The organism is Marinobacter sp., assembly GCF_965229985.1.
GTDB lineage: Bacteria > Pseudomonadota > Gammaproteobacteria > Pseudomonadales > Oleiphilaceae > Marinobacter.
The window spans coordinates 606,164-626,653 of sequence record NZ_OZ245935.1 but is presented as its reverse complement, the minus strand read 5'-3'; the positions used below and the strand labels follow the sequence as shown (position 1 = coordinate 626,653).

Sequence of the window (20,490 nt, the reverse complement as noted above, 5' to 3'; positions counted from 1 at the left end):
ACACTATACTGCCAATAAAACGTTGCAGTCTGATAACCTGTGAGCTTTTTCCCGGCCCACAAACTTGCATTCAGGATAATCAATGCTCCTAAACAACGAACGGTTTCCCCTGATTCTCGCGCTCGTGGCAGGGGCCGCCATGGTCGCTCTGACAGCCTGGCAGGGTTACCGTTTCTGGCAAATGGAAAGCCAACAAGGCAATAACGACACTGTGCAGCCACTGGTCTCCGATCCGGCTGCCGGTCGTGAGCCACCCAGCGTAAACCTGTCGTCCCTGGATCTGTTCGGGGCCGCGTCGGGCGAAAGCGCGCCGGCGGAAATGGATACCGAGAACCTGCCGGAAACCAACCTTCGATTGTTTCTTCGCGGCGTCCTGGCCGCAGATGGCGAATTCCCGGGCAGCGCCCTGATCGAAGATGACAAGAGTAAAACCGAAGCCTACCTGGTGGGTGACGAATTGCCCGGCAACGCCACCCTGCGCTCGGTGCACCCGAACCGGGTTATCATCGAGCGCTCCGGCAAACTCGAGAACCTGTACTTCCCGGAAGCAGAAGACCGCAGCGGCATGTCCTTCACGGCTGACCAGCAGGAAGAGCCGGCCGCTGATGCCCAGCAGGCTACATCCCCCTCGCCTTCGAGAGCGCCCGCCTCCGCCACCAGCGATGAGCAGCGCCGGGAGGAAATCCGCCGGCGCCTTGAGCAGCTCAGGGAACGCCTACGGAACAATAACTGAGGCGCCCCATGGAAACGGCCGCTATCCAGATACGCCGCCGTTCCAGTCTTCTGCCTGCGTTATTGTTCGTGGTTTCCGTTGTAGGAGCCTTCGAACTCGGCTCCCGCCTGATGAACTATGTCCAGGAAGAGTTCGGCACCGAGGCCCACCAGCGCCTGGAAAACTGGCAACGCCTCCACGCACTCGCCGCGAATGCCCCCATCGATCGGCAGCTTCGGCTGGTCAACTCCTTCTTCAACCGGGTGACTTTTGTCAGCGATATCCGCCACTGGGGCGAGGAAGACTACTGGGCAACCCCGGTGGAACTGCTCACCACCAACGGCGGCGATTGCGAGGATTTTTCCATCGCCAAATACCTGACCCTCAAGTCCATGGGCGTGCCCGATGACCAGCTGCGGATTGTGTATGTCAAAGCCCTGGAGCTGAACCAGGCCCACATGGTGCTGGCATGGTATCCGGAGCCGGACGCAGATCCGCTGATCCTCGATAACCTTATAAATGACATTAAACCTGCCTCCCAACGCAATGATCTTGAGCCTGTTTACAGCTTCAATGGCGAAGGCCTATGGCTCAATCAATCCGGCGGAGCGCGCACCCGAATCGGCGAAGCGGGGAGGCTTTCCCGTTGGCAGGACCTGAACAGCCGGCTGACCGAGTCACTCCGGCCCTGAGCTCTATTTCAACGTATCGGCTGGCGGCAAATGACAGCGCCATTGGCGCCAAGCGACATCTTCAGAAGGCGCAGACCCGCTAGAATGCGCCCCATTGTTTTTAACCGGGAGAATGAGACACATGCGACGCTGGAACGGCTGGGGTGACGAAGGATTCAATCTGGCAATGCCGGAACAGGGTCAGGACTTTCTGGCTTCGCGGATCGGTAACGGCCGCCCACTTGCGGACGCCACCCTGGAATCGGTCTGTGCCAAAGTGCCGGAATCCCGCCTGAACCCGCCCGCAGAGTTGCAAGCACTGGTTGATACAACCCCGGAAACGCGGGTGCGGCATGCACGTGGCCAGAGCCTTGCGGACTGGCTGGCGATGCGCAGCGGAGAGTTTGGCGTGTTTCCCGATGCTGTTGCCTACCCCACCACCAGCGACGACGTTCAAGCGCTGCTCGCCTGGGCCGCCGAGCAGAGCATCCACCTGATCCCCTACGGTGGTGGCACCAGTGTGGCCGGGCATATCAACCCGGTGGACAAGGGCAAGCCGGTGCTGACCGTAGATATGGGCAAGATGAATCGCCTGTTGGATCTGGACCCGGAAAGCCAGATCGCGACGTTCGGCGCGGGTACGCCGGGCCCTTTGGTGGAATCCCAGCTCCGGGCCCACGGCTATACACTCGGGCATTTTCCCCAGTCGTTCGAGCTGTCCACCGTGGGCGGCTGGGTGGCCTCCCGGTCCAGTGGCCAGCAGTCCCTGCGTTATGGCCGCATTGAGCAACTGTTTTCGGGCGGCCGCGTCGAAACCCTCCAAGGCACCCTCACCCTGCCAACAATTCCAGCTTCGAGTGCCGGGCCGGATATCCGGGAAATGATTCTGGGCTCCGAAGGCCGTATCGGGCTGATCACCGAAGTGAAGGTTCGGGTAACCCCACTTCCCGAACATGAGAGTTTTCATGTGGTCTTTTTCCCGGACTGGGAAAGCGCCCGGACGGCCAGCCGCCGGCTGGTGCAGAACCGCACCCAGCTGTCGATGCTCCGGCTCAGTAATGCGGTGGAAACCGAAACCCAGCTCGCCCTGGCCGGCCACCCCAAATTGATCGGCATGCTCGAAAGCTTTCTTTCGATCCGTGGCGCAGGCACCGGCAAATGCATGATGACCTTCGGCATCACCGGTACCCGGCGCCAGACCAGAAATGCTTTGAAAGAGGCCCGCAGCATCTGCAAGGCACAGAACGGCGTCTATACCGGCACCCGGCTCGGCGATAAATGGGCGGCCAAGCGTTTTACCATGCCCTATCTGAGAGAGGCCCTCTGGCAGATGGGGTACGCCGTTGACACGCTGGAGACCGCCACCGACTGGGACAACGTCGACAATCTGCTGGGGCTGATCGAGACCAATCTTCGTGAAGGGCTGACCGACCAGCAGGAGAGCACCCACGTATTCACGCATCTGTCCCATTTCTACAGCCAGGGCTGCAGCATCTACACCACGTATGTGTTCCGGGTGGGCGACAGCTACGAGGCAACGCTCGCCCGCTGGCAAAAACTCAAGACCAGCACGTCCGAACTGATCGTGAACAACCGCGGCACCATCAGCCACCAGCACGGTGTCGGCAAGGATCACGCCCCTTATCTGCCGGTGGAGAAAGGGGAACTGGGAATGCTTGCCATCCGGTCCCTGTGCAGCACCTTTGACCCCGACGCGATCCTGAACCCGGAAACACTGGTTAAGTGAGCGCAGCGCTGAATGGGAGCCCCAATATGAACCGGACCGAAACCCTCAATACACTGCACTCAGGCACCAACGAATTTGATGTGGTGGTGGTCGGTGGCGGCATCACTGGTGCCGGGGTTGCCAGGGAAGCGGCGGGCAGCGGCCTGCGCACGCTTCTGGTTGAACAGAAGGATTTTTCCTGGGGCACCTCCAGCCGCTCGTCCAAGATGGTGCATGGCGGCCTTCGATACCTGGGCAGCGGCCATTACGGTCTCACCCGGGACGCGGTGCGGGAGCGGGAACGACTGAGGGCGGAAGCACCAGGGTTAATCGACCCCCTGCGCTTTATCATGCCCCACTTCAAAGGCCAGTTTCCCGGGCCCCGACTGTTTCAGACCCTGCTCCGGGTTTACGATTTCATTGCCCGCAACCACAGCCGCCACTTCCTGACCTCGGCCGAATCCATGCTCTGGGTGCCGGGCCTGACCAGCGAAAACTTGGCCGGCGCCAGCGGCTTTACCGACGCGGTCACCGACGACTCAAGGCTGGTCCTGCGGCTGATTGCCGAAGCCCGCAGGGATGGGGCGCTCTGCCTAAATTACACCCGGGCACTCGAAGTAAAACGCAGTGGCGGCCAGGTATCGGGCTTGCTGATTCAGCCAGAGGAAAACGAGACGCCCATCGACATCTCCGCGCCACTGGTCATCAACGCCACCGGCGCCTGGGCCGATCGGCTGCAATCCACTGACACCTCCGAGGCTGCCATGAACATCCGCCCCCTGCGGGGCAGCCATCTGGTGCTCCCCTGGTCCTGCCTGCCGGTGTCCTGTTCGGTTTCCCTGTTTCACCCCGAGGATGGACGCCCCGTGTTTGCCTTCCCCTGGTTGGGCACGACCGTTCTGGGGACCACCGATATCGACCATGAAGGGAACCTTGATCAGGAGCCTGTGATTTCCGAAGCAGAGACTGCTTACCTGCTTGAGATCGCCTCACGATTATTTCCGGGCAGCCCCATTACCCGTGGCGATATACTTTCAACCTGGGCCGGCGTGCGGCCGGTGGTAACCGATGGCACAGGCAAGGCGCCCTCCAAAGAAAACCGGGAACACGAACTCCGGGTCGACCGCGGGCTGATCAGCATCGCCGGTGGCAAGCTCACCACCTTCCGGGTCATCGCCCGGGAAGCGCTCACCCGGGGACTTGGCGAAGATCCCGGCAAGGTTCTGCGGCCAGGATCCGAACCGGTATTTCGGGCAGCAAAAGACTCGGCAAGACCAGCCGCCGTTGGCCACCAGTGCTGGCAGCGACTCCAGGGTTTCTATGGCCCCGAGCTTGAACAACTCGTCGCCTCGGGCCCACTGGAGCCTGTCACTCCGAATCAGGCCTCCGACCTGCTCTGGGCGGAGCTCTGCTGGACCTGCCAGAAAGAAGATGTGCAGCATCTGGATGATTTGCTTCTGCGCCGGACACGACTGGGCCTGATTCTGCCAAATGCCGGCAAAGCGCTTCTCCCGGAGATTCGCAACCACTGCCAACCGCTGCTTGGCTGGGATGACCAGCGCTGGGAGGAGGAACAGGCCCGCTACCTGGCGATCTATCACAACGCCTATTCGCTGCCACCCGGGGAGGCCTCCGATGCCGGCTGAGCCGCTTATCCTGGCCATCGACAACGGCACCCAGAGCGTTCGCGCGCTGCTCTTCGATACCCGAGGCAACCTGGTGGGCAAAGGCAAGCAGGAAATCGAGCCCTATTTCTCGAGAGAACCCGGCTGGGCCGAGCAGCACCCGGGCTATTTCTGGGAGCAGCTCGGGGAAGCCTGTAAGTTGCTCTGGAATTCCACAAAAGCAACGCCGGATCAGGTTGCCGGCGTCACAGTGACCACCCAGCGCGGCACAGTCATCAATCTGGATGGGAACGGCGACCCCCTGAGGCCAGCGATGATCTGGCTCGACCAGCGCCACGCAAAGGTCGAAGGCCCGGTCAAAGGGCCCTGGGGCTGGCTGTTCAAACTTGCCAGGCTGGAAGACACCATCAACCGGTTCCGGGAAAAGACCCAGGCCAACTGGATTGTCCAGAATGAACCGGAGATCTGGGCAAAAACCCGGCACTTCCTCTTGTTATCTGGCTACCTCAATTACCGACTGACCGGGGAGTTTAAGGACTCAACCGGAAGCCAGGTCGGCTACCTGCCCTTCGACTACAAGAAACACCGCTGGGCCGGCCCGCGGGATTTCAAATGGCAGACCATGCCTGTTGAGCCGTCCATGCTGCCCGAGCTGGTAGCGCCCGGTGAAACATTAGGCCATTTGACCGACGAAGCCTGCCGGCATCTGGGCCTGGCGAAGAACCTGCCCGTGATCGCTGCCGCTTCTGACAAGGCCTGCGAAATCCTCGGCTCCGGCGGGCTGACACCGGACATCGGCTGCATGAGCTACGGCACCACCGCCACCATCAACACCACCAGCCAACGCTATGTAGAACCGATCCGGTTGATGCCGCCCTATCCCTCGGCGCTGCCGGGTCACTACTCCACGGAAGTCATGATCTACCGGGGTTTCTGGATGGTGAGCTGGTTCAAGCGGGAGTTCGGCCTGCGGGAGCAAAAAATTGCTGAAGAACGGGGAATTGAGCCTGAAGCGCTATTCGATGAACTGGTCAAGGCGGTGCCACCCGGATCTATGGGCCTGATGCTGCAGCCCTACTGGTCACCGGGTGTACGCCAGCCCGGGCCGGAAGCAAAAGGCTCGATCATCGGTTTCGGGGACGTTCATACCCGCTCCCACATTTATCGCGCCATTCTGGAAGGTCTTGCCTACGCGCTGCGGGAAGGAAAGGAAAAAATCGAAAAGCGCAGCGGCGTTAAAATCAGGAAGCTCCGGGTTGCCGGTGGTGGCTCCCAGAGTGATGCCGCCATGCAGCTAACCGCCGATGTGTTCGGATTGCCGGCCGAAAGGCCTCACACCTATGAGACCTCCGGACTCGGCGCCGCCATAGACGCGGCCGTGGGATTAGGCCTGCATCCGGATTTCGACACCGCCGTGGCAAACATGACCCGGGTGGGCGACGTCTTCCACCCCAACGACGAAACCCGGGCTCTTTACCATCGGCTGTATTCCGAGGTTTATCTGAAGATGTACCCCCAGCTTCAACCTCTGTACCGGAAAATCCGGGAGATTACCGGCTATCCCCGGTAACGCTCTCCGCAACCAGTTCAGCGGTAATCGCCGAGAGCGTCCAGCCCAGGTGACCGTGACCGGTGTTGTAGAACACCGTTGGCAGGCGACCCGGCCCAACCCTTGGCATCATGTTCGGCAGCATCGGGCGTAATCCGGCCCAGGGAACCACCTTGCGTGTACAGACTCCGGGGAAGCACTGCTCAACCCAACGGGTCAGCGGACGAATCCGGTCATCCTTGATATCGCGGTTGTAACCGCTGAACTCGGCGGTACCGGCAACCCGGAAACGGCCATCGCCAAGGCGACTGGTTACGATCTTGGTGGCATCATCCAGCAGGCTGACCGTCGGTGCCGCCTTTTGCGAGGCCTCGTCGTCCAGCTCCACGGTAATGGAGTAGCCCTTCACCGGATATATATTCACCCGATCACCCAGCTTTTTCGCAAGCCCGCGACTGCCAACACCGGCACAGATCACCACGCCATCGAAGGTATCCCGGGATTGCTCGGTGCCATCATGAGCGGTAACCCAGGCATTACGCTCGTCGGCGCTCAGTTCGGTCACGGTGTGGTCGTAACAGGTTTTAACGCCAAGGCGCTGGATGGCATCGGCCAGCCCGTTGGTGAATTTGTGAATGTCACCGGTGGAGTCACTCTCGGTGAAGAACCCGCCGTAATAAGTGCCGGCAAGCGTCGGCTCGATGGCCTTCATCTCCTCCGGGGTCACCGACCGGCGCTCAAGGCCGCCAGCGGCCAGAAGCCGTGATACCTTGGCGGCGTGATCAAACCCGGCCTTGTCCCTATAGATATGCAGGATGCCCTGCTTCTTGAGATCAAAATCAATGCCCTCTTCCTGCGCCCAGGCAAACAGGTGATCACGGGCCGCAATGGCCAGACGGGCGGTTTCCGTGGTGTTTTTCTCGTACTGGGGAATAGCGGCGATGAACTCGGCGAACCAGCTCAGCTTGTGCCAGGAAGGCTTGGGATTGACCAGCAGGGGCGCATCCCGGCGGGACATCCACTTGATGCCCTTCATGACGGTCTGCCAGTTGTTCCAGACTTCCGCATTGGAGGCTGAGAGCTGGCCACCGTTGGCGAAGGAGGTTTCCATCGCCGCATAGCGGTGCTTCTCGTAGACCGTAACATCAAGCCCGCGCTTGGCGAGGGTGTAGGCTGTGGTAATACCGGTGATACCACCGCCAATTACTGCGATTCGCTTCATTCCAATCTCCGTGAGCGCCCAGGGTTTCCTCTCTGCTCGAAATGGCAGAAAGCACCCCTTCCGTCACGGGACCTGAGAGATTCACGGGCCGTTTCAGCGAAACCGGCCGCTTGCTCCTTCGGTGTGCCGACTGACGCGATTGTCGACAGCTCTTCGGAAAGTATTCATGTCAGCGGTCCTTTTGCCTGAGAGTTTCCGGGGCAGTTGCTCCTTCGGCGCTGATCGCAAGGGATTCAGTCTCTCCCGCAGACATGTCTGATTGGTAATAAATGCCAATCCACGGAGGTAAACATAGCAAATAACCAGAGGGCATGGAACTACTGTGCCTGCCTTGGAAATATGACAAAAAACTGATCAATGTCAGACAATCCAGCATGAGACATGTATTACGCTTGAATATACACAGAACCAGATCGTCTTAGATAGGCGTAGCGGCACGGACGCTCCACCAGGTTGTTATCTGGCGACGGCAATTCTGTCCGGATTTTCCCTTTGCGGTCTCCGGCGCATTATCTCAGGAGTCTGATTATGTCTCGCAGAAAACAACTTAAGTATCTGGTAACTCCAGCATTAATCACATCACTGGCTGTCGTCGGTGGGTGCGATCTGAACGGCTCAAGCTCAAGTTCAAGCACTAGCCCAGGTACTACCCCCTCAACAGAGCAACCTGAAATCTCAGAAAAGGTACTCGACAGTGCGGCCTCTTTCCTGGGAGCAGCGACTGGTAAAGAAGTACCCTTAACGATCGATTCCGTCGTATTTGTAAACTCCGCACTGGGGCTCAACGACGTTCCCACAGATCCGAAAAACCTGTACGGCGATCTCTGGATGGTGGTACGTGACGAATACGGTGTTCCGGTATTGGACGGCAATGGCTGCGTCCAACCGATCGCCTCCGAAACCGTAACCTGGCCCGATGGCACTGAACACGACACCGTACCGATGGTCGTTGAAGAGTTCGATGACTCCGAGCTGGACTTTGCCTGTACGGTAGTAGAAGGCTATGAGGCCTATACCATCGAGCTGGAAATCGGGCGCCTGAACATGATCAGGACCGTTACCCAGAATCCAAAGGTATTTGCCCGGGCACTGGCCGAGGCGATCGACAACATCAACGCCTCAACTGCGATCAAAACCGACCCCGCCGGGAGACTGGTAATGATCACGGAAGTTGATGGCGAATTGGTTGAGAAGACCATAGACTCACCTCGGGAAAATCTTGCGCTCTATCATGCACTCCTCAAGGAAGGACGCATCGCAGGCTATGGCCCCGAGGGCCGCGAAGGCGGCCAGGTGGTTCCGCCTGAATGGAAGGAAATCCGCGATGACCTCGAACTGGGCGACCTTTCCTATCTGCGTGACGGAACGCCCGGCCGTACCGGAGGTGTGAGCCTGCACGAAGGATACGCAGATCTGTCGAACATGACGCATAACCGGATGACCGATTACGTCACCCAGTTTGTCTCCTATGTTCAGTACATCGACTCAGGCTCCACCTGCCTATATGAAGATCGGGTTGCCAATGCCTGGAGCCGTATTTTCAACATGGAAGACTACTACGGCGAAAACATTGCCGGCTTCACAACGCATGCCGACGATGCCAGACGGACCATCGTCTTTACCCATGATGTCATTCAGGACATGCCTGAAACCCCGCTGGAAACCCTACCACCCAACAGCTTTGATCTGATGCATGCTGCGGCGGCATTCCTCGGCGGTGCCTCCAACAAGAGCGTGCCACTGACCATCGATGGACTGGTGTTCCTGAACACAGTGCTTGGGCTGAACGAAGGCGTTGAGTTTACCTATAAAGGCGAGGTGTTCGGTGATCTCTGGCAGCTGGAGCGGGATGAAAATGGCGTACCCGTCCTTGACGAAAACAATTGCCCACAGCCGATCTCGGTCAACGGCGGTTTTGTTGCCATGGAACTGGACGAAACCGGCGAATGCATCATAGTGGCCGGGTTTGAGGACGACGTCATCGAATTGGAACTGGGACGCCTGAACGTGGCCCGGGTTGCCCTCAGCAACCCCCGCGTACTGGATCGCACCCTGAACGACGTGATGAACTCCATCAATGCCTCAGTTGGCCTCAAGCTGGATCTGTCCGGACGACTTGCCTACGGTGTTGACGACGGTACCGGTAATCTCAGTCACTATCAGACCGTCGACTCCCCTCTGGCTGGCCTGGCTATGTACTGGGCGCTGATGCGCTGGGGCAAGCTGGAAGGCACTATCGAAGTCATGGACGAAGGCAGCTGGGTTACCAAACAGATCGCCATTGAGTTGCCGGATCAGGTACTGGCCGATGAAGGCCTGCTGTTTCTCAAGCACGGCAGCGCAGCATGCCAGGGCAATGCCTCAGAATGCGGAGCCAAGCGTCTTGGCAATGGCTACGTTGATTACAGCAACTTTAACCATTCAACCGAATCGATCTACTCGGGAGTCAACGTAAGTTACGTGGAACGCCAGCCAGACAATCTCAGCTGCGCCTACACCGACAAAACAGACGACCTGTGGATTCGTGTGCTTGGCAGCGATGACTACATCGGCAGCAATATCGAGGCTTTCGTCAAACAGGCAGAAGATACTCGTAGCGTGATTCAGTTTATCCATACGGTTATCCAGGATCCCGTGGCGATCTGATAGCCGGTCGGTCTCAGACCCGGTTCAGAAAGCGACCCCTGCTTCGGCGGGGGTTTCTTTTTGCCCGCGAGGATGAGTTAAGCTAAAAGGCATGAAACACGCCTCGAAGACCCGCAAACAGCTCCAGCAGCAACTGGAACAGGCCCACGACTACGAGCAGTGGTGCGAGGCGGCAACCGCGCTCGACGATCTGGACGGCCTGCTGGACTGGCGCGAGCAGGAAGAAACCGGGATGCTGCATGAAAGCCTGATGCGCAAGCACATGGGCCTCATGGACCATTGCCGGCAGAACGGCGACACACGGCGACTGATCCGGATCCTTCAGGAGAGTCTGTACCGTCATCTCGGTGAATTATCCAACCCCGATCTTTACACCGTGGCCCGTAGCGGCACCAACCGGTTGGTGGGTGAATTCCTCGATGCCGTAGAAACGTCCATGGAATTCATTTGCGACCACCCTATTCCGGAAGTCACAACTGCCCGAAAACTGAAAATGTTTCGGGACGCCGAGCGGGTCTATGGCCGGCCAGCCCTGATGCTCAGCGGTGGTGCGGCCTTCGGTATTTACCACATCGGCGTTACCCGGGCGCTCTGGCGCGAGGACCTTCTTCCGGACGTTATGGCCGGCTCCAGCATGGGCGCGATCGTGGCCGGCGCCATCTGCACCCGTAACGAAAAGGAACTGGCGGACTTTTTCAACCACCCCGAGCGCATCCACCTCAATGCCTTCCGCTGGCTTGGCATCACGGAAGGCCTGAGGGCCGGCCATGCCATGGATCCGCGCCAACTTCAGGAGCATCTCAAGCACAACCTGGGCAGCGTCAGTTTCAAAGAAGCGTATGAGCATAGTGATCGAACACTGAATATCTCTGTCTCCCCCACGCGCACCCAGCAAAAACCGAGGCTGCTGAATTGGCTGTCCTCACCGGCAGTGTTGGTGGACTCGGCGGTGATGGCATCCTGTGCGGTGCCGGGAATTTTTCCACCGGTGACACTTCGGGCCCGGGATTCAGACGGCGGCAGGGACAGTAGCGTGCCTTACATGCCTACCGAGAGCTGGATTGACGGCAGCGTGCATGGCGACCTGCCACTGATGAGAATGGCCCGCCTGCACAACGTGAACAAAACTATTGTCAGCCAGGCCAACCCCCACGTGGTGCCGTTCATCAGCCATCACGACCAGAGCGGCGTAACTGCCTGGGCCAAACGGGCGGCGGTGTCCCTGGCCCATGGCCAAATCGCCACAGCGCTAAAACTCACCAAGCAAAGCCCGCACCCCGGCATCATCCGGCCGCTGATCGAGCAGGCTCACGCCATGACCAGTCAGCAGTACCTGGGGGACATCAATATCCACTTCCCGCCCAAGGCGTTCCTTTATCGAAAAGTCCTCTCCAACCCGAGCCCTGAAGATCTCGAGATGTTTATCAACCTCGGGGAACAGGCCACCTGGCCCAGGCTGGCTATGATCAAGGATCAGACCAGGATCAGCCGGGCCTTTGACCGGTGTATCCGGCAGCTTGAAGCCGATCTCCAAAGAGAAAGCAAAGAGACCGTTTGACTCTCCGGGATTGGCTAGAAAATGGCCCCATCCCAACCTATGCTCGTATAAACCGTATACATATTGGCTTCTGGTTTTGAATCGATGTTCGGAGTGACAGCTAATGCCAGATAAGCAAAGGCCGAAAACTCAGGTTTCATCCGCATTTAATGATGGAAATCCGCACTCTTCCTTCGACCAGAGCGAAAGAAAGTTTTATGAGCTCATAGAGAGCCTGCCCATGGTCGCCGTTCAGGGCTATGACAGGAATCGGCGGGTGATTTATTGGAATGAAGCCAGCAGGCGTCTCTATGGCTACACCCGGCAGGAAGCCCAGGGACAATTATTGGAAGACCTGATAATCCCGGACTACATGCGAGAGGGTGTTATCCAGGCGCACAAGAATTGGCTCGAAAATAACATCAGCATTCCCGCCGACGAACTTGAACTGCAACACAAAGACGGATACCTGGTTCCCGTTTATTCCAGCCATGTGATGATAAAGCAGGACAGCGGTGCCTGTGAGATGTTCTGCATCGACATCAGTCTGGAGGAGCAAAAACAAGCCAGGAATGAGCTTTATCGCAGAGCGAGTTTTGACGACCTCACTGGATTACCCAACAGGCACTTTATGGAAGCCGAGTTGTCGAGTCGGCTGGATGAGGCTGATCGCCTGCAACAGGAAGTGGCGGTCGTATTTATCGATCTGGACAATTTCAAAATCATCAACGATACGCGTGGCCACCATCATGGTGACAGTCTCCTGAAAGCTGTGGCCGAAACCTTGAGGGCCGAACTCCGAGGCGGCGACCTGCTAAGTCGTTTTGGCGGAGACGAGTTTGTCTTGCTGATCTTCGATTTCGATGGCCCCGAAGGGATACATGAACTTGTTTGTCGATTGATAGACTCTCTGGAACACAGAGTTCATCTGGAAGGCGATTGTTACCAGGTTACCGCCAGCTTCGGTGTAAGCCTTTTTCCGCACAACGGCACCACCGTGGCTGAGCTTATGGGCAATGCAGATGCGGCCATGTATCAGGCCAAAGAAACCGGCAAGAACGGTCTCTGTTTCTATACCCCTGACATAAATGATCGACTGGTTCACTATCAGGAAATCACCAACCTGCTGAGAGAGGCCCTCAATAACGATGGCCTGGAACTGGTTTTTCAACCCCAGATCAATCTGACTGAACGAAAAAGCGATTCCTGCGAGGCACTTCTCAGATGTTTTAACGGTCAATCACGAGCCGTTTCGCCGGCCGTTTTCATTCCGGTGGCTGAAAAGTCCGGACTCATTAACCGGATTGGCGAATGGGTAATCGAAGCAGCCTGCAAACAGCTCAGCGCATGGAAGAAAACCCCTCTGAGTAATCTGCGTGTTGATATCAACCTTTCGGGACGACAGCTCACCAATCCACACCTTGCGAGCCATATTCTCGAAACAGTGAGTCGTTACAATCTTGAGCCTCACCAGCTTGGCGTGGAGTTGACTGAGAACGAGGTTTTCGGCAGCGATGAAAGCCAGACAAAACAACTGGAAAAACTGAAACAGGCGGGTGTGCACATTTCGATTGATGACTTCGGTACCGGACACTCCTCTCTTGTCTATCTCCGAAAGCTCCCGGTTTGTGGAATAAAAATCGACAGGAGCTTTCTGCAACATGCGATGCAGAATACCGCCGATATGGCCATCATGGAGGCAATGGTTACGGTTGGCCACAGCCTGGGCCTAAGCGTGCTGGTCGAAGGTGTTGAAACGGAGGAACAGGCCCAGTTGGTAACGAACCTTGGCTGTGATCTCGCTCAGGGTTTCCTCTATGCCAAGCCCATGCCGGCAAATAAGGTTGCAGAATTCCTGGCCAGCTTCTGACCAGGAAACCATTACCCCTGCTCGTACTCCCGAACCAACTCCTGCAGAAAATACAGCCCGGCAGAACTCAGAAAACAGCGACCGGCACCAGCCCGAAATAGAAGATGGCGCTTCTCCAGATAATCCAGAGCTTCCGGCACGCCCTTTTCAAAACGGGCTGCACGCAGAATCTCCTGATATTCCTCATCGCTAGCCAGGGCCGAGAGGTCTTGCTCATTCAGCCCGGCATCGGGGCGCCCAAGGTATTCCAGGTCCCGGCCGCTACGTGCGAAATAACGCCCGATCAACAGAAGAATTACCTGCACCCGGAAGGCGTTCTCGTCGTGTTCCTCGTTCTCGTCGTCACTGCTTTCCTTGAGAAAGAAAAACGCCCCGGTTTCGTTAAACACAAGCTCGCTGCCCAGGTGTTCGTAGAAGGTCCGGAAGTGGGACAGATGGTTATAGAGCAGATTGTAGAGCGGGTTGGCTCGCAGCTCGGAGCGGTTGCTGTCCCAGATATCACGCACAATCACCCGGCCGGCCTGGAATTCCCGGTAGATCGCGGCGCTCTGGGCGGGCAGGATCTGCTCGAAGCTGCTCGACGTTTGTGAATGATCGGCGGATCCGGTGGTATCCATCGCGTCGGATAATTCAGGCATGCTGTTGCTCTTCTTGATTGACCGGGGGTTTGCTTTCAGTCGTTTCCAGATTTTCCAGACGGCGCTTGCGGTAGACAAACTGCTCGCTGTCCGATGATTGGTCCAGAATCCGGAAACGGTTGGTCGTGACCACCTGCAGCCCGTCTGGCGGGGAGTTTACCAACCGGTTCAGAGCTGCCAACAGGTCCGGAAAGCGATAGCCGGGGATAAAGCCATCCAGGCGGCCGTGCAGCTCCCGCACCAGATCGGAGGTGGGCCGCAGCTCCAGGGTTTCCAGCCATTGATAGAGTTGGTTGATACGCTGGACATCAATCCGGGTGTGCCGGCCACTGCCATCCACTTGCTGCAGAACCGGCACCTCGGCCTTGCGGCGGAGGTCGGTCAGGCGCAGCTCCAGTTCGCTGAACAACAGCTGGTAGTAGCTGGACGATTCACCGAAGGCGTAGTGTTTCGGGCGCTGCTGGGCCCGCAAGCCGACCAGGAAGCCGGTACTGCGGGCAAAATCCCCGCCCTCCAGCCATTTTCTCTTAAGGCTGAGGGTCTCGGTTTCGCTCTTGAGTTCCTGCAGCTTGCCGTAGAAATGCTCCATGGCGTTGTACTGGACCATGCCCTGGCGGGTCTTGCGGAGGAAGTGTTCTACCTCCTGGGCCACCGCCTGAATGGGCTTGTACAGGGCGTTCAGGCTGATGGAGGAACGGAACAGCTGGTCTGCCAGGTTATGGTCGCCATGTTCTTCCAGCAACCGGACCATGGCTTCCAGGGTCTCGAACAAATTACTGCCATCAGGCAGCCGGGTATCCGGGTTCAGAAACACCAGGGTTGGCTTGATGTGGCGTTCGTACAGGGTAACGATCTGCTCAAACAGATTCTGGCGGAACTCCAGGAATTTCTCAGGGGCCCGGCTGGCATCGCCGGACAGGTCCGCGAGCTGGGCACTGATGGTCTGCATGCGCAGGACGTTCTGGCGCAGCAGGCCGATAAGCTGACTGACCCGCTCGTTCAGGTCATCCCTCAGCTCGGTGTAGTCCGGGTCCGCGTCGCTGAAGCTGCTGGTTTCCAGCCGATTGCGCACATCCCGCAGGGTTACAAGATGGCCACGCAGGCGGGCATCGGTCAGTTCCTGATACAGCGAGGCGTTACAGGCCCGCATCAGGTTGATCAGGGCATTCTGAAACACCAGCCGCCGCTCACCCTCGGCCTTGATGATGTCGATCACCAGTCCGCTGCGGAACAGGTTGTCGGTGTTCAACGCCAGACGCACCCGGTCCCGGTCAGCATTGCCAAGGGTGCGGGTATAGTCCATCACCTCGGCCACCAGATCGCTTTCACGAATATACCGGGCTTCGTTCCGGTCCATGCGCTCGATCATCCGGAACAGGATCTTCGGGTGCTCGAACAACAGCCGGGTGGTATCCAGGGTGCTGAAGCGTTTACTCATCCACCGGCTCCAGCAGGCTGTTCTGGGTCTGGTCAGCCCATTGGCTCAGGGATTCGCCGTTGGTGAAGCCCTCGGCCCCGCCCCAGAACACCAGGGTGCGCTGCGGGCTGTAGGGCCGTGCCGTGCGCATCTGCCCCACTTCCAGGTGCCGGCCGATCAGGTAAATCACTTCCGCACTGGCACTGTGGGTGGCGGCGGAGAATAGATTGAAGCCTTGCTTGCGCAACCGTTCCAGCAACGAGGGCATCTGGCTGATGTCCACGCTGGCCAGCTCGTCCAGCACCATGGGGAACGACAGCTGCACACTCGGATACAACACCCGCTTCAGCAGCCGGTACACCAGTTCCAGGTTGATCAGTGCGGTGGTGGAGGTGGACTGGCCCTTCTTGTCCAGGCTCGCGGCATTCTCCTTCCGGGTTCTGTAGGAAATGCCGGTGATCACCTTGTCCATGGTCAGGCGCTTGCTGCCGCCCTCCCCGAAAAAGTCCGCCACGAACACCCGCAAACGATCGTAGAACGCATCCGACTGCAGCTGGTTGCCATACGGGTCGATGTTGTTGGCTTCTTCCACCAGATTGCGGAATTTCGGATCGGTGTGGATGTCGACCCGGATTTCCACCAGATCGTTGATGCGCACGCCCTCCAGCTCGCGGTTGAGCTGCGTTTCAAAACGGGCAATGTGCTCGTGGTTGGATTTCAGCGCCTGCCGGTAGCTCGCCACGGTTTCATTGTGGATGCCGACTTGCTGCTCCAGAACATTCCAGCGCTCGGCCATGCCAGCAAACAGATCCGACAGGCTTTTGAAGGTTTCGCGGATAACCGATGACGCCGGGCTGTCTTTCTGCAATTCGCCTTCCGTGTCTTCGTGGATGCCGAGATACACGAACTGGCGAAGGTGGTCGAGGATACTGCGACGGCGCTCTTCCAGGTCGTCCAGCTGGGTTTGCAGATCATCAAAAGCCGCAACAGACACCTGCTCAATAGCCAGCGACTGCTCGGCTTCCACCGCTTTCAGATGCGGAAATCGGTGCTCCACGGTCCCGACGCTTCGGCTAAGGCCCGCCAGTTCCCGCTCCCGCTCTTCGATACGCTCTTTCTCGGCCCTGGCCTTGGCGGCCTTCTGCTGCACGGCATCCTGCTTCTCCTGCTCCAGCCGGGCCTGTTCTTCCAGCTTGGCCAGCTGTTCCGCCGCCGCCTGCTTCTCATCCGTAGCGTCCCTCAGCGTGGTTGTCGCTGCCGGGAAACGGCTCAGGGTATCCAGATCCTTTTCGATGGCGCGGATCTCTTTCTCCGTGCGCTCGATCAACCGTGGCCGGTCATGTTCCTGATTGGCGGTGTCTGCCAGCTCCGCCCGCTCCTTTTCCAGGCCATGGAGCTCACCTTCAATGTGCCGGCGCTGCTCTGCAAAATCAGTCTGCCGGGCCGGCTGGGCCGAGTATTCGGCGTCGAACCAGTCAAAGCCTTTGTCATTGGGCACGAACAGCCGGGCAAACGCTTCGATGGCCGCTTTGCTGTCGGCATCCAGATCCTGGCCCGGGCTGGCCATCACCAATCTAGCGTCCACGGCCCGCAGCGGTGCCGCCGTGGCTTCATCCAGCTGGTTCTGCAGCTGCCAATGTTGCTTGCTTTCCCGTTCCTTCAGGGAGTCCAGCTTGCGCTCGAGTTCCTGCTTCTTTTTCTGGATCTGCTCCAGCCGGATTTCCGCCTGCGCCGCACTTTTGAGAGCAGCCAGGTGCCCTTTTTTGCTATCGAGTTCCTCTTTCTGGATCTCCTCGATTTCCTGAAGGGTCATCTCACCGTACTGGGACACCAGCAAATCGCCATCTTTCTGGTTCTGCTCGGCCTGCTTGATGCGCCGATCGGCGGAACGGATTTCGCCCTTCAGGCCGCTGGCATCCTGCTCAAGTTTTTTCAGAGCCTGGAGCACATGGCGCAGGGTTTCGTTCTGTTCATTGAACGCCTCTACTGCGGCTTTACGCCTGGTGCCAATATCCTGCAAGGCATGGGCGACGCCATCCCGAAACGCGGCAAAATCGTGCTGGCTGCGAAGCAGGGTTTGGTAGGCCTGATAATCCCTTTGCAGCTTCTCGAACCGTGAACGCTCTTTTTCAATCTGGTTCAACTGGATTTGCTGTTGCTTCAGTTGATCGTGCCGGTTGAGAAACTCATCGATGTTGAAATCGAAGGCGTCATCGGCAAACTTCTTGTCCGCCTCGATGATGCTGGCCACCGCGTTGGACATGGCCTGATCGTCTGCCTTCATCTCAAACAGCAGCAGGATCAACGTCCGCAGAGACTGCACCCGGCGCTCGTCGGACTCACCCAGCGGTAGCACCGAATAGCGCACGGCATCGGCGTTCATCAGCTCGCTGCTGTACAGCATCTGTTTGATTTTGGCCGGGTCATTCACCAGGCGAGTGTCTTTGGAGGACTTTTTCAGCGCCTCGGACAAACGGCTGAACGACAGCTCCGGCACCGCCTGGCCGATTCCGTCCTCATCATCGCCATTCCAGAACAGCGGCCGCAGCTGGTCGTAACCAACCGGCACGAAAGCGCGGCCATAACTGAGCTGGCTGGCGCTGTCCCGGTACAAAATCTGGCAATGCACCCCGGCCGGGTTCTCGGCCTCCATGATCAGGAAACTGAACTGACTGGGGAAGTAATGCTGGTAGCTTTCCTCGTTGGAATAGAAGCTGCCGGCGCTGGCATTGCGGAAAGCGAATTTCTTGCGGCTGTTCTTGAAGTTGTTTTCCGGCAGCAGAAACAGGCGCAGGCTGTTTAAAAGGCTGGACTTGCCCAGATTGCCCGGGCCCAGGATCAGGCCGTGATTGTCCACCGGAATTTCCACGTAACAGAAGCCGGCGGAATCCACCAACACCAGACGGCGAATACCAAAATTGAAATTGCCTGGGCTCCCCTGGGAGTCACTCATCCAGAATCATCTCCTGTTCCATGAATTTGCCGGTGGCCCGGAAGGCCTCTGCCAGGGCCACAAAACCAAGCCCCTCTGCCAACGATATCGCCCTTGTGAACCGTTCGGTGGTGTCCGGTAGTTTGCGGAACCGGCCCAGCCATGGTTGCCAGTCGGGCGGCTGAACAAATGTGGCTTTGTCACCAAGAGAGGCTGCGATCACCGAGAACATTTGCAGACCACCGGCATCATAATCGAATGCGCAGAATACTTCTTCATAGCCCTTCAGCCAGTCAAGAATCGTGCTCCGGGTAACCCGGTTGCCACCGCCCAACAGCACGTCGCACTCCGAAAATGCCAAGCGCTTGCCCAGTGTTTCACTGACGAAGTCGAGCATCTGCAAATACTGGTAGAAATTCCGTTCGTTCTCCACCACCAGCACAGACCGGGGCCGGCGAAAACCCATATCCACAGATTCCGTTCCAATAACGACTACGTCCGGCCGGCTGGACGCCAAACCATGATGGTAAACCAGAAGAAAACTGACCTCAGTACCATGGCGATGGGAGTCACCCTTTTTCGCGGCATCTACCCTGCTTACCGGCGTTTGCGCCACAACCTGCAGCTCAGCGAAAGCGCTTTCACCCAGGATCGTGACAAGCCAACGGTTGGCTTTTACCTTCTCCGCCGCAAACAACTCCCTATGCCGGCGCCGAAACGAATCCGGAAGTCTTTTCAGGAAAGCTTCATAGTTAATGGGCTGGCCACGGAGGATTTTATCGAGGTAGTCGTTCAACAGCTCACCACAGTCACTCTGAATACAGTTTATGGACGTAGATTTGAGGATTAGTGTAACGCTATCAGGCGCCTACTGTATCGGAGACTTTTCATTCAGACTGTTACCCAGAATCTCTGAAAAGCGGGTAAAGGAAAGCCAATGAAAGACGCGCACAGCACCAGCCACTGCAACCCTACCCTGGTTACGTTCGATACCAAGGGCGAGCGATTGGAATGGTACTCCCTCGGTGACCAGGTAATGGGTGGTCAATCGGACGGAGCGCTGGTTCACTCTGAGGAAGGTATCGGGATCTTTCACGGCACGGTGCGACTGGATAACGGCGGCGGCTTTGCCTCTGTAAAAGCAGACTTGCCGGAACCCGTCGATGCCACCCAGTGGACAGGCATTGAATTGCTGGCAAAGGGCGACGGCAAAACCTACAAGATCGGGCTTCGCAACAGCACCGACCGGCGCAGCATTGTGTACCAGCATGAGTTCACACCGGATACTGAAGACTGGAGCCGCATACGGCTTCCTTTCAGCGATTTCATACCGACCTGGCGCGGCAAGACAGTGGCGGATGCGGGTCCTCTGGACACCCGGAACCTGGCGTCCGTGAGCCTGTTCGTTTCCGGGCGGCAGGCCGGTGAGTTCCGGCTAGTCATGCAGGACTGGCGCCTTTTCAGGAGCTAAGCTGGCAAGGCCTCAGTAGTACTGTTGGCCATCATGATAATGCGCTTTACGATGCCCTTATCGGACAGAACCGGTAAATAGCGAGCTTCCAGCCAGATCGGCTGTCCGTCGGCACCAAGATTCAGGAATCGGCCCTGTTGCACGTGGCCTGTGACAAGTTCACGCCAGAACCTGATGTACTCCTCACCACGCGCATCCTCATGCTTGCAGAGCACCCGGTGATGCTCGCCAATCAGCTGTTGCTCCTGGTAGCCAAGCATATCCAGAAAGACATCGCTGACCGACTCAAATAGTCCATCGCCGCTCATTACCGCAAGCGCCACCGACCGCTGAATGGCCTGCCAATCGGCTTCCAGTTCAGACACCCGGTTCTCGGCGGCCTCCAGCTTTTCCAGAGCGGCCTGCAGTTCCTGCTTTAGTTTACTTTGAAACACAATCAGCTTCCTATTGTTCAGCGTATGCCTGAATCGCTGG

General features: G+C 57.9%; 15 protein-coding genes and 1 riboswitch. Of the genes, 9 read left to right on the top strand and 6 right to left on the bottom strand.

The genetic code is table 11. The features are described from left to right. Nucleotides 1-82 precede the first annotated feature (82 nt). From ACO06L_RS02805 to ACO06L_RS02785, 5 genes are all read left to right on the top strand, one after another. A complete protein-coding gene (locus ACO06L_RS02805) occupies nt 83-733 on the top strand; it encodes a type II secretion system protein N (RefSeq protein ID WP_202346617.1) in 651 nt (216 codons plus the stop codon). Between the two features lie 8 nt (nt 734-741). Further along, complete coding sequence (locus tag ACO06L_RS02800) at nt 742-1,404, top strand: transglutaminase-like cysteine peptidase (RefSeq protein WP_202346618.1); 663 nt, start codon at nt 742-744, stop codon at nt 1,402-1,404. A 121-nt stretch (nt 1,405-1,525) separates the two neighbouring features. Beyond that, nucleotides 1,526-3,130: an FAD-binding oxidoreductase gene (locus tag ACO06L_RS02795; RefSeq protein ID WP_202346619.1), complete on the top strand. Its 1,605-nt coding sequence runs from the start codon at nt 1,526-1,528 to the stop codon at nt 3,128-3,130. A gap of 26 nt (nt 3,131-3,156) precedes the next feature. Next, nucleotides 3,157-4,755, top strand: a complete 1,599-nt coding sequence (locus tag ACO06L_RS02790) for a glycerol-3-phosphate dehydrogenase/oxidase (protein ID WP_202346620.1) — start codon at nt 3,157-3,159, stop codon at nt 4,753-4,755. After that, entirely contained in the window at nt 4,745-6,304 is a 1,560-nt protein-coding gene (locus ACO06L_RS02785) for an FGGY-family carbohydrate kinase (protein ID WP_202346621.1), read from the top strand. Before ACO06L_RS02790 ends, ACO06L_RS02785 begins: the two co-directional genes overlap by 11 nt. Here the strand turns inward: ACO06L_RS02785 and ACO06L_RS02780 are convergent. Continuing rightward, a complete protein-coding gene (locus ACO06L_RS02780; RefSeq protein WP_202346622.1) occupies nt 6,285-7,505 on the bottom strand; it encodes a D-amino acid dehydrogenase in 1,221 nt (406 codons plus the stop codon). The genes ACO06L_RS02785 and ACO06L_RS02780 overlap by 20 nt on opposite strands. 163 nt (nt 7,506-7,668) lie before the next feature. Continuing rightward, nucleotides 7,669-7,761, bottom strand: a riboswitch (glycine riboswitch). 572 nt (nt 7,762-8,333) lie between these two features. On the opposite strand from ACO06L_RS02780, the gene ACO06L_RS02775 reads away from it, so the two are divergent. From ACO06L_RS02775 to ACO06L_RS02765, 3 genes are all read left to right on the top strand, one after another. Beyond that, a complete protein-coding gene (locus ACO06L_RS02775) occupies nt 8,334-10,151 on the top strand; it encodes a hypothetical protein (RefSeq protein WP_421845266.1) in 1,818 nt (605 codons plus the stop codon). A 91-nt stretch (nt 10,152-10,242) separates the two neighbouring features. Then, a complete protein-coding gene (locus ACO06L_RS02770) occupies nt 10,243-11,709 on the top strand; it encodes a DUF3336 domain-containing protein (protein ID WP_202346624.1) in 1,467 nt (488 codons plus the stop codon). A 103-nt stretch (nt 11,710-11,812) separates the two neighbouring features. After that, nucleotides 11,813-13,558, top strand: coding sequence for a putative bifunctional diguanylate cyclase/phosphodiesterase (locus ACO06L_RS02765; RefSeq protein WP_202346625.1), 1,746 nt, complete (start codon nt 11,813-11,815; stop codon nt 13,556-13,558). Between the two features lie 11 nt (nt 13,559-13,569). Here the strand turns inward: ACO06L_RS02765 and ACO06L_RS02760 are convergent, their stop codons facing one another. The 4 genes from ACO06L_RS02760 to ACO06L_RS02745 are packed head-to-tail and all read right to left on the bottom strand — an operon-like array spanning nt 13,570 to nt 19,341. Further along, entirely contained in the window at nt 13,570-14,196 is a 627-nt protein-coding gene (locus ACO06L_RS02760) for a condensin complex protein MksE (protein WP_227715814.1), read from the bottom strand. Beyond that, a complete protein-coding gene (locus ACO06L_RS02755) occupies nt 14,189-15,634 on the bottom strand; it encodes a hypothetical protein (protein ID WP_202346626.1) in 1,446 nt (481 codons plus the stop codon). Before ACO06L_RS02755 ends, ACO06L_RS02760 begins: the two co-directional genes overlap by 8 nt. Next, nucleotides 15,627-18,566 (bottom strand): hypothetical protein, encoded by a 2,940-nt coding sequence (locus ACO06L_RS02750; RefSeq protein ID WP_202346627.1) that lies wholly within the window; start codon nt 18,564-18,566, stop codon nt 15,627-15,629. Before ACO06L_RS02750 ends, ACO06L_RS02755 begins: the two co-directional genes overlap by 8 nt. Continuing rightward, nucleotides 18,559-19,341, bottom strand: coding sequence for a hypothetical protein (locus ACO06L_RS02745; protein ID WP_202346628.1), 783 nt, complete (start codon nt 19,339-19,341; stop codon nt 18,559-18,561). Before ACO06L_RS02745 ends, ACO06L_RS02750 begins: the two co-directional genes overlap by 8 nt. A 141-nt stretch (nt 19,342-19,482) precedes the next feature. Here ACO06L_RS02745 and ACO06L_RS02740 point away from each other — a divergent pair, with 141 nt between their 5' ends. Beyond that, the gene (locus ACO06L_RS02740; protein WP_202346629.1) at nt 19,483-20,016 is read left to right on the top strand and encodes a CIA30 family protein; all 534 of its coding nucleotides are present in this window, start codon (nt 19,483-19,485) and stop codon (nt 20,014-20,016) included. On the opposite strand, the gene ACO06L_RS02735 is transcribed toward ACO06L_RS02740, so the two are convergent. Further along, nucleotides 20,013-20,450 (bottom strand): PAS domain-containing protein, encoded by a 438-nt coding sequence (locus tag ACO06L_RS02735; protein WP_320407626.1) that lies wholly within the window; start codon nt 20,448-20,450, stop codon nt 20,013-20,015. The two genes, ACO06L_RS02740 and ACO06L_RS02735, sit on opposite strands and share 4 nt — an antisense overlap. Nucleotides 20,451-20,490: the final 40 nt, after the last annotated feature.

Bases quoted from the DNA above. Each gene is read 5' to 3' on its own strand.
- ACO06L_RS02805 (WP_202346617.1), top strand. From the start codon at position 83: ATGCTCCTAAACAACGAACGGTTTCCCCTGATTCTCGCGCTCGTGGCA.
- ACO06L_RS02800 (WP_202346618.1), top strand. From the start codon at position 742: ATGGAAACGGCCGCTATCCAGATACGCCGCCGTTCCAGTCTTCTGCCT.
- ACO06L_RS02795 (WP_202346619.1), top strand. From the start codon at position 1,526: ATGCGACGCTGGAACGGCTGGGGTGACGAAGGATTCAATCTGGCAATG.
- ACO06L_RS02790 (WP_202346620.1), top strand. From the start codon at position 3,157: ATGAACCGGACCGAAACCCTCAATACACTGCACTCAGGCACCAACGAA.
- ACO06L_RS02785 (WP_202346621.1), top strand. From the start codon at position 4,745: ATGCCGGCTGAGCCGCTTATCCTGGCCATCGACAACGGCACCCAGAGC.
- ACO06L_RS02780 (WP_202346622.1), bottom strand. From the start codon at position 7,505: ATGAAGCGAATCGCAGTAATTGGCGGTGGTATCACCGGTATTACCACA.
- ACO06L_RS02775 (WP_421845266.1), top strand. From the start codon at position 8,334: ATGGTGGTACGTGACGAATACGGTGTTCCGGTATTGGACGGCAATGGC.
- ACO06L_RS02770 (WP_202346624.1), top strand. From the start codon at position 10,243: ATGAAACACGCCTCGAAGACCCGCAAACAGCTCCAGCAGCAACTGGAA.
- ACO06L_RS02765 (WP_202346625.1), top strand. From the start codon at position 11,813: ATGCCAGATAAGCAAAGGCCGAAAACTCAGGTTTCATCCGCATTTAAT.
- ACO06L_RS02760 (WP_227715814.1), bottom strand. From the start codon at position 14,196: ATGCCTGAATTATCCGACGCGATGGATACCACCGGATCCGCCGATCAT.
- ACO06L_RS02755 (WP_202346626.1), bottom strand. From the start codon at position 15,634: ATGAGTAAACGCTTCAGCACCCTGGATACCACCCGGCTGTTGTTCGAG.
- ACO06L_RS02750 (WP_202346627.1), bottom strand. From the start codon at position 18,566: ATGAGTGACTCCCAGGGGAGCCCAGGCAATTTCAATTTTGGTATTCGC.
- ACO06L_RS02740 (WP_202346629.1), top strand. From the start codon at position 19,483: ATGAAAGACGCGCACAGCACCAGCCACTGCAACCCTACCCTGGTTACG.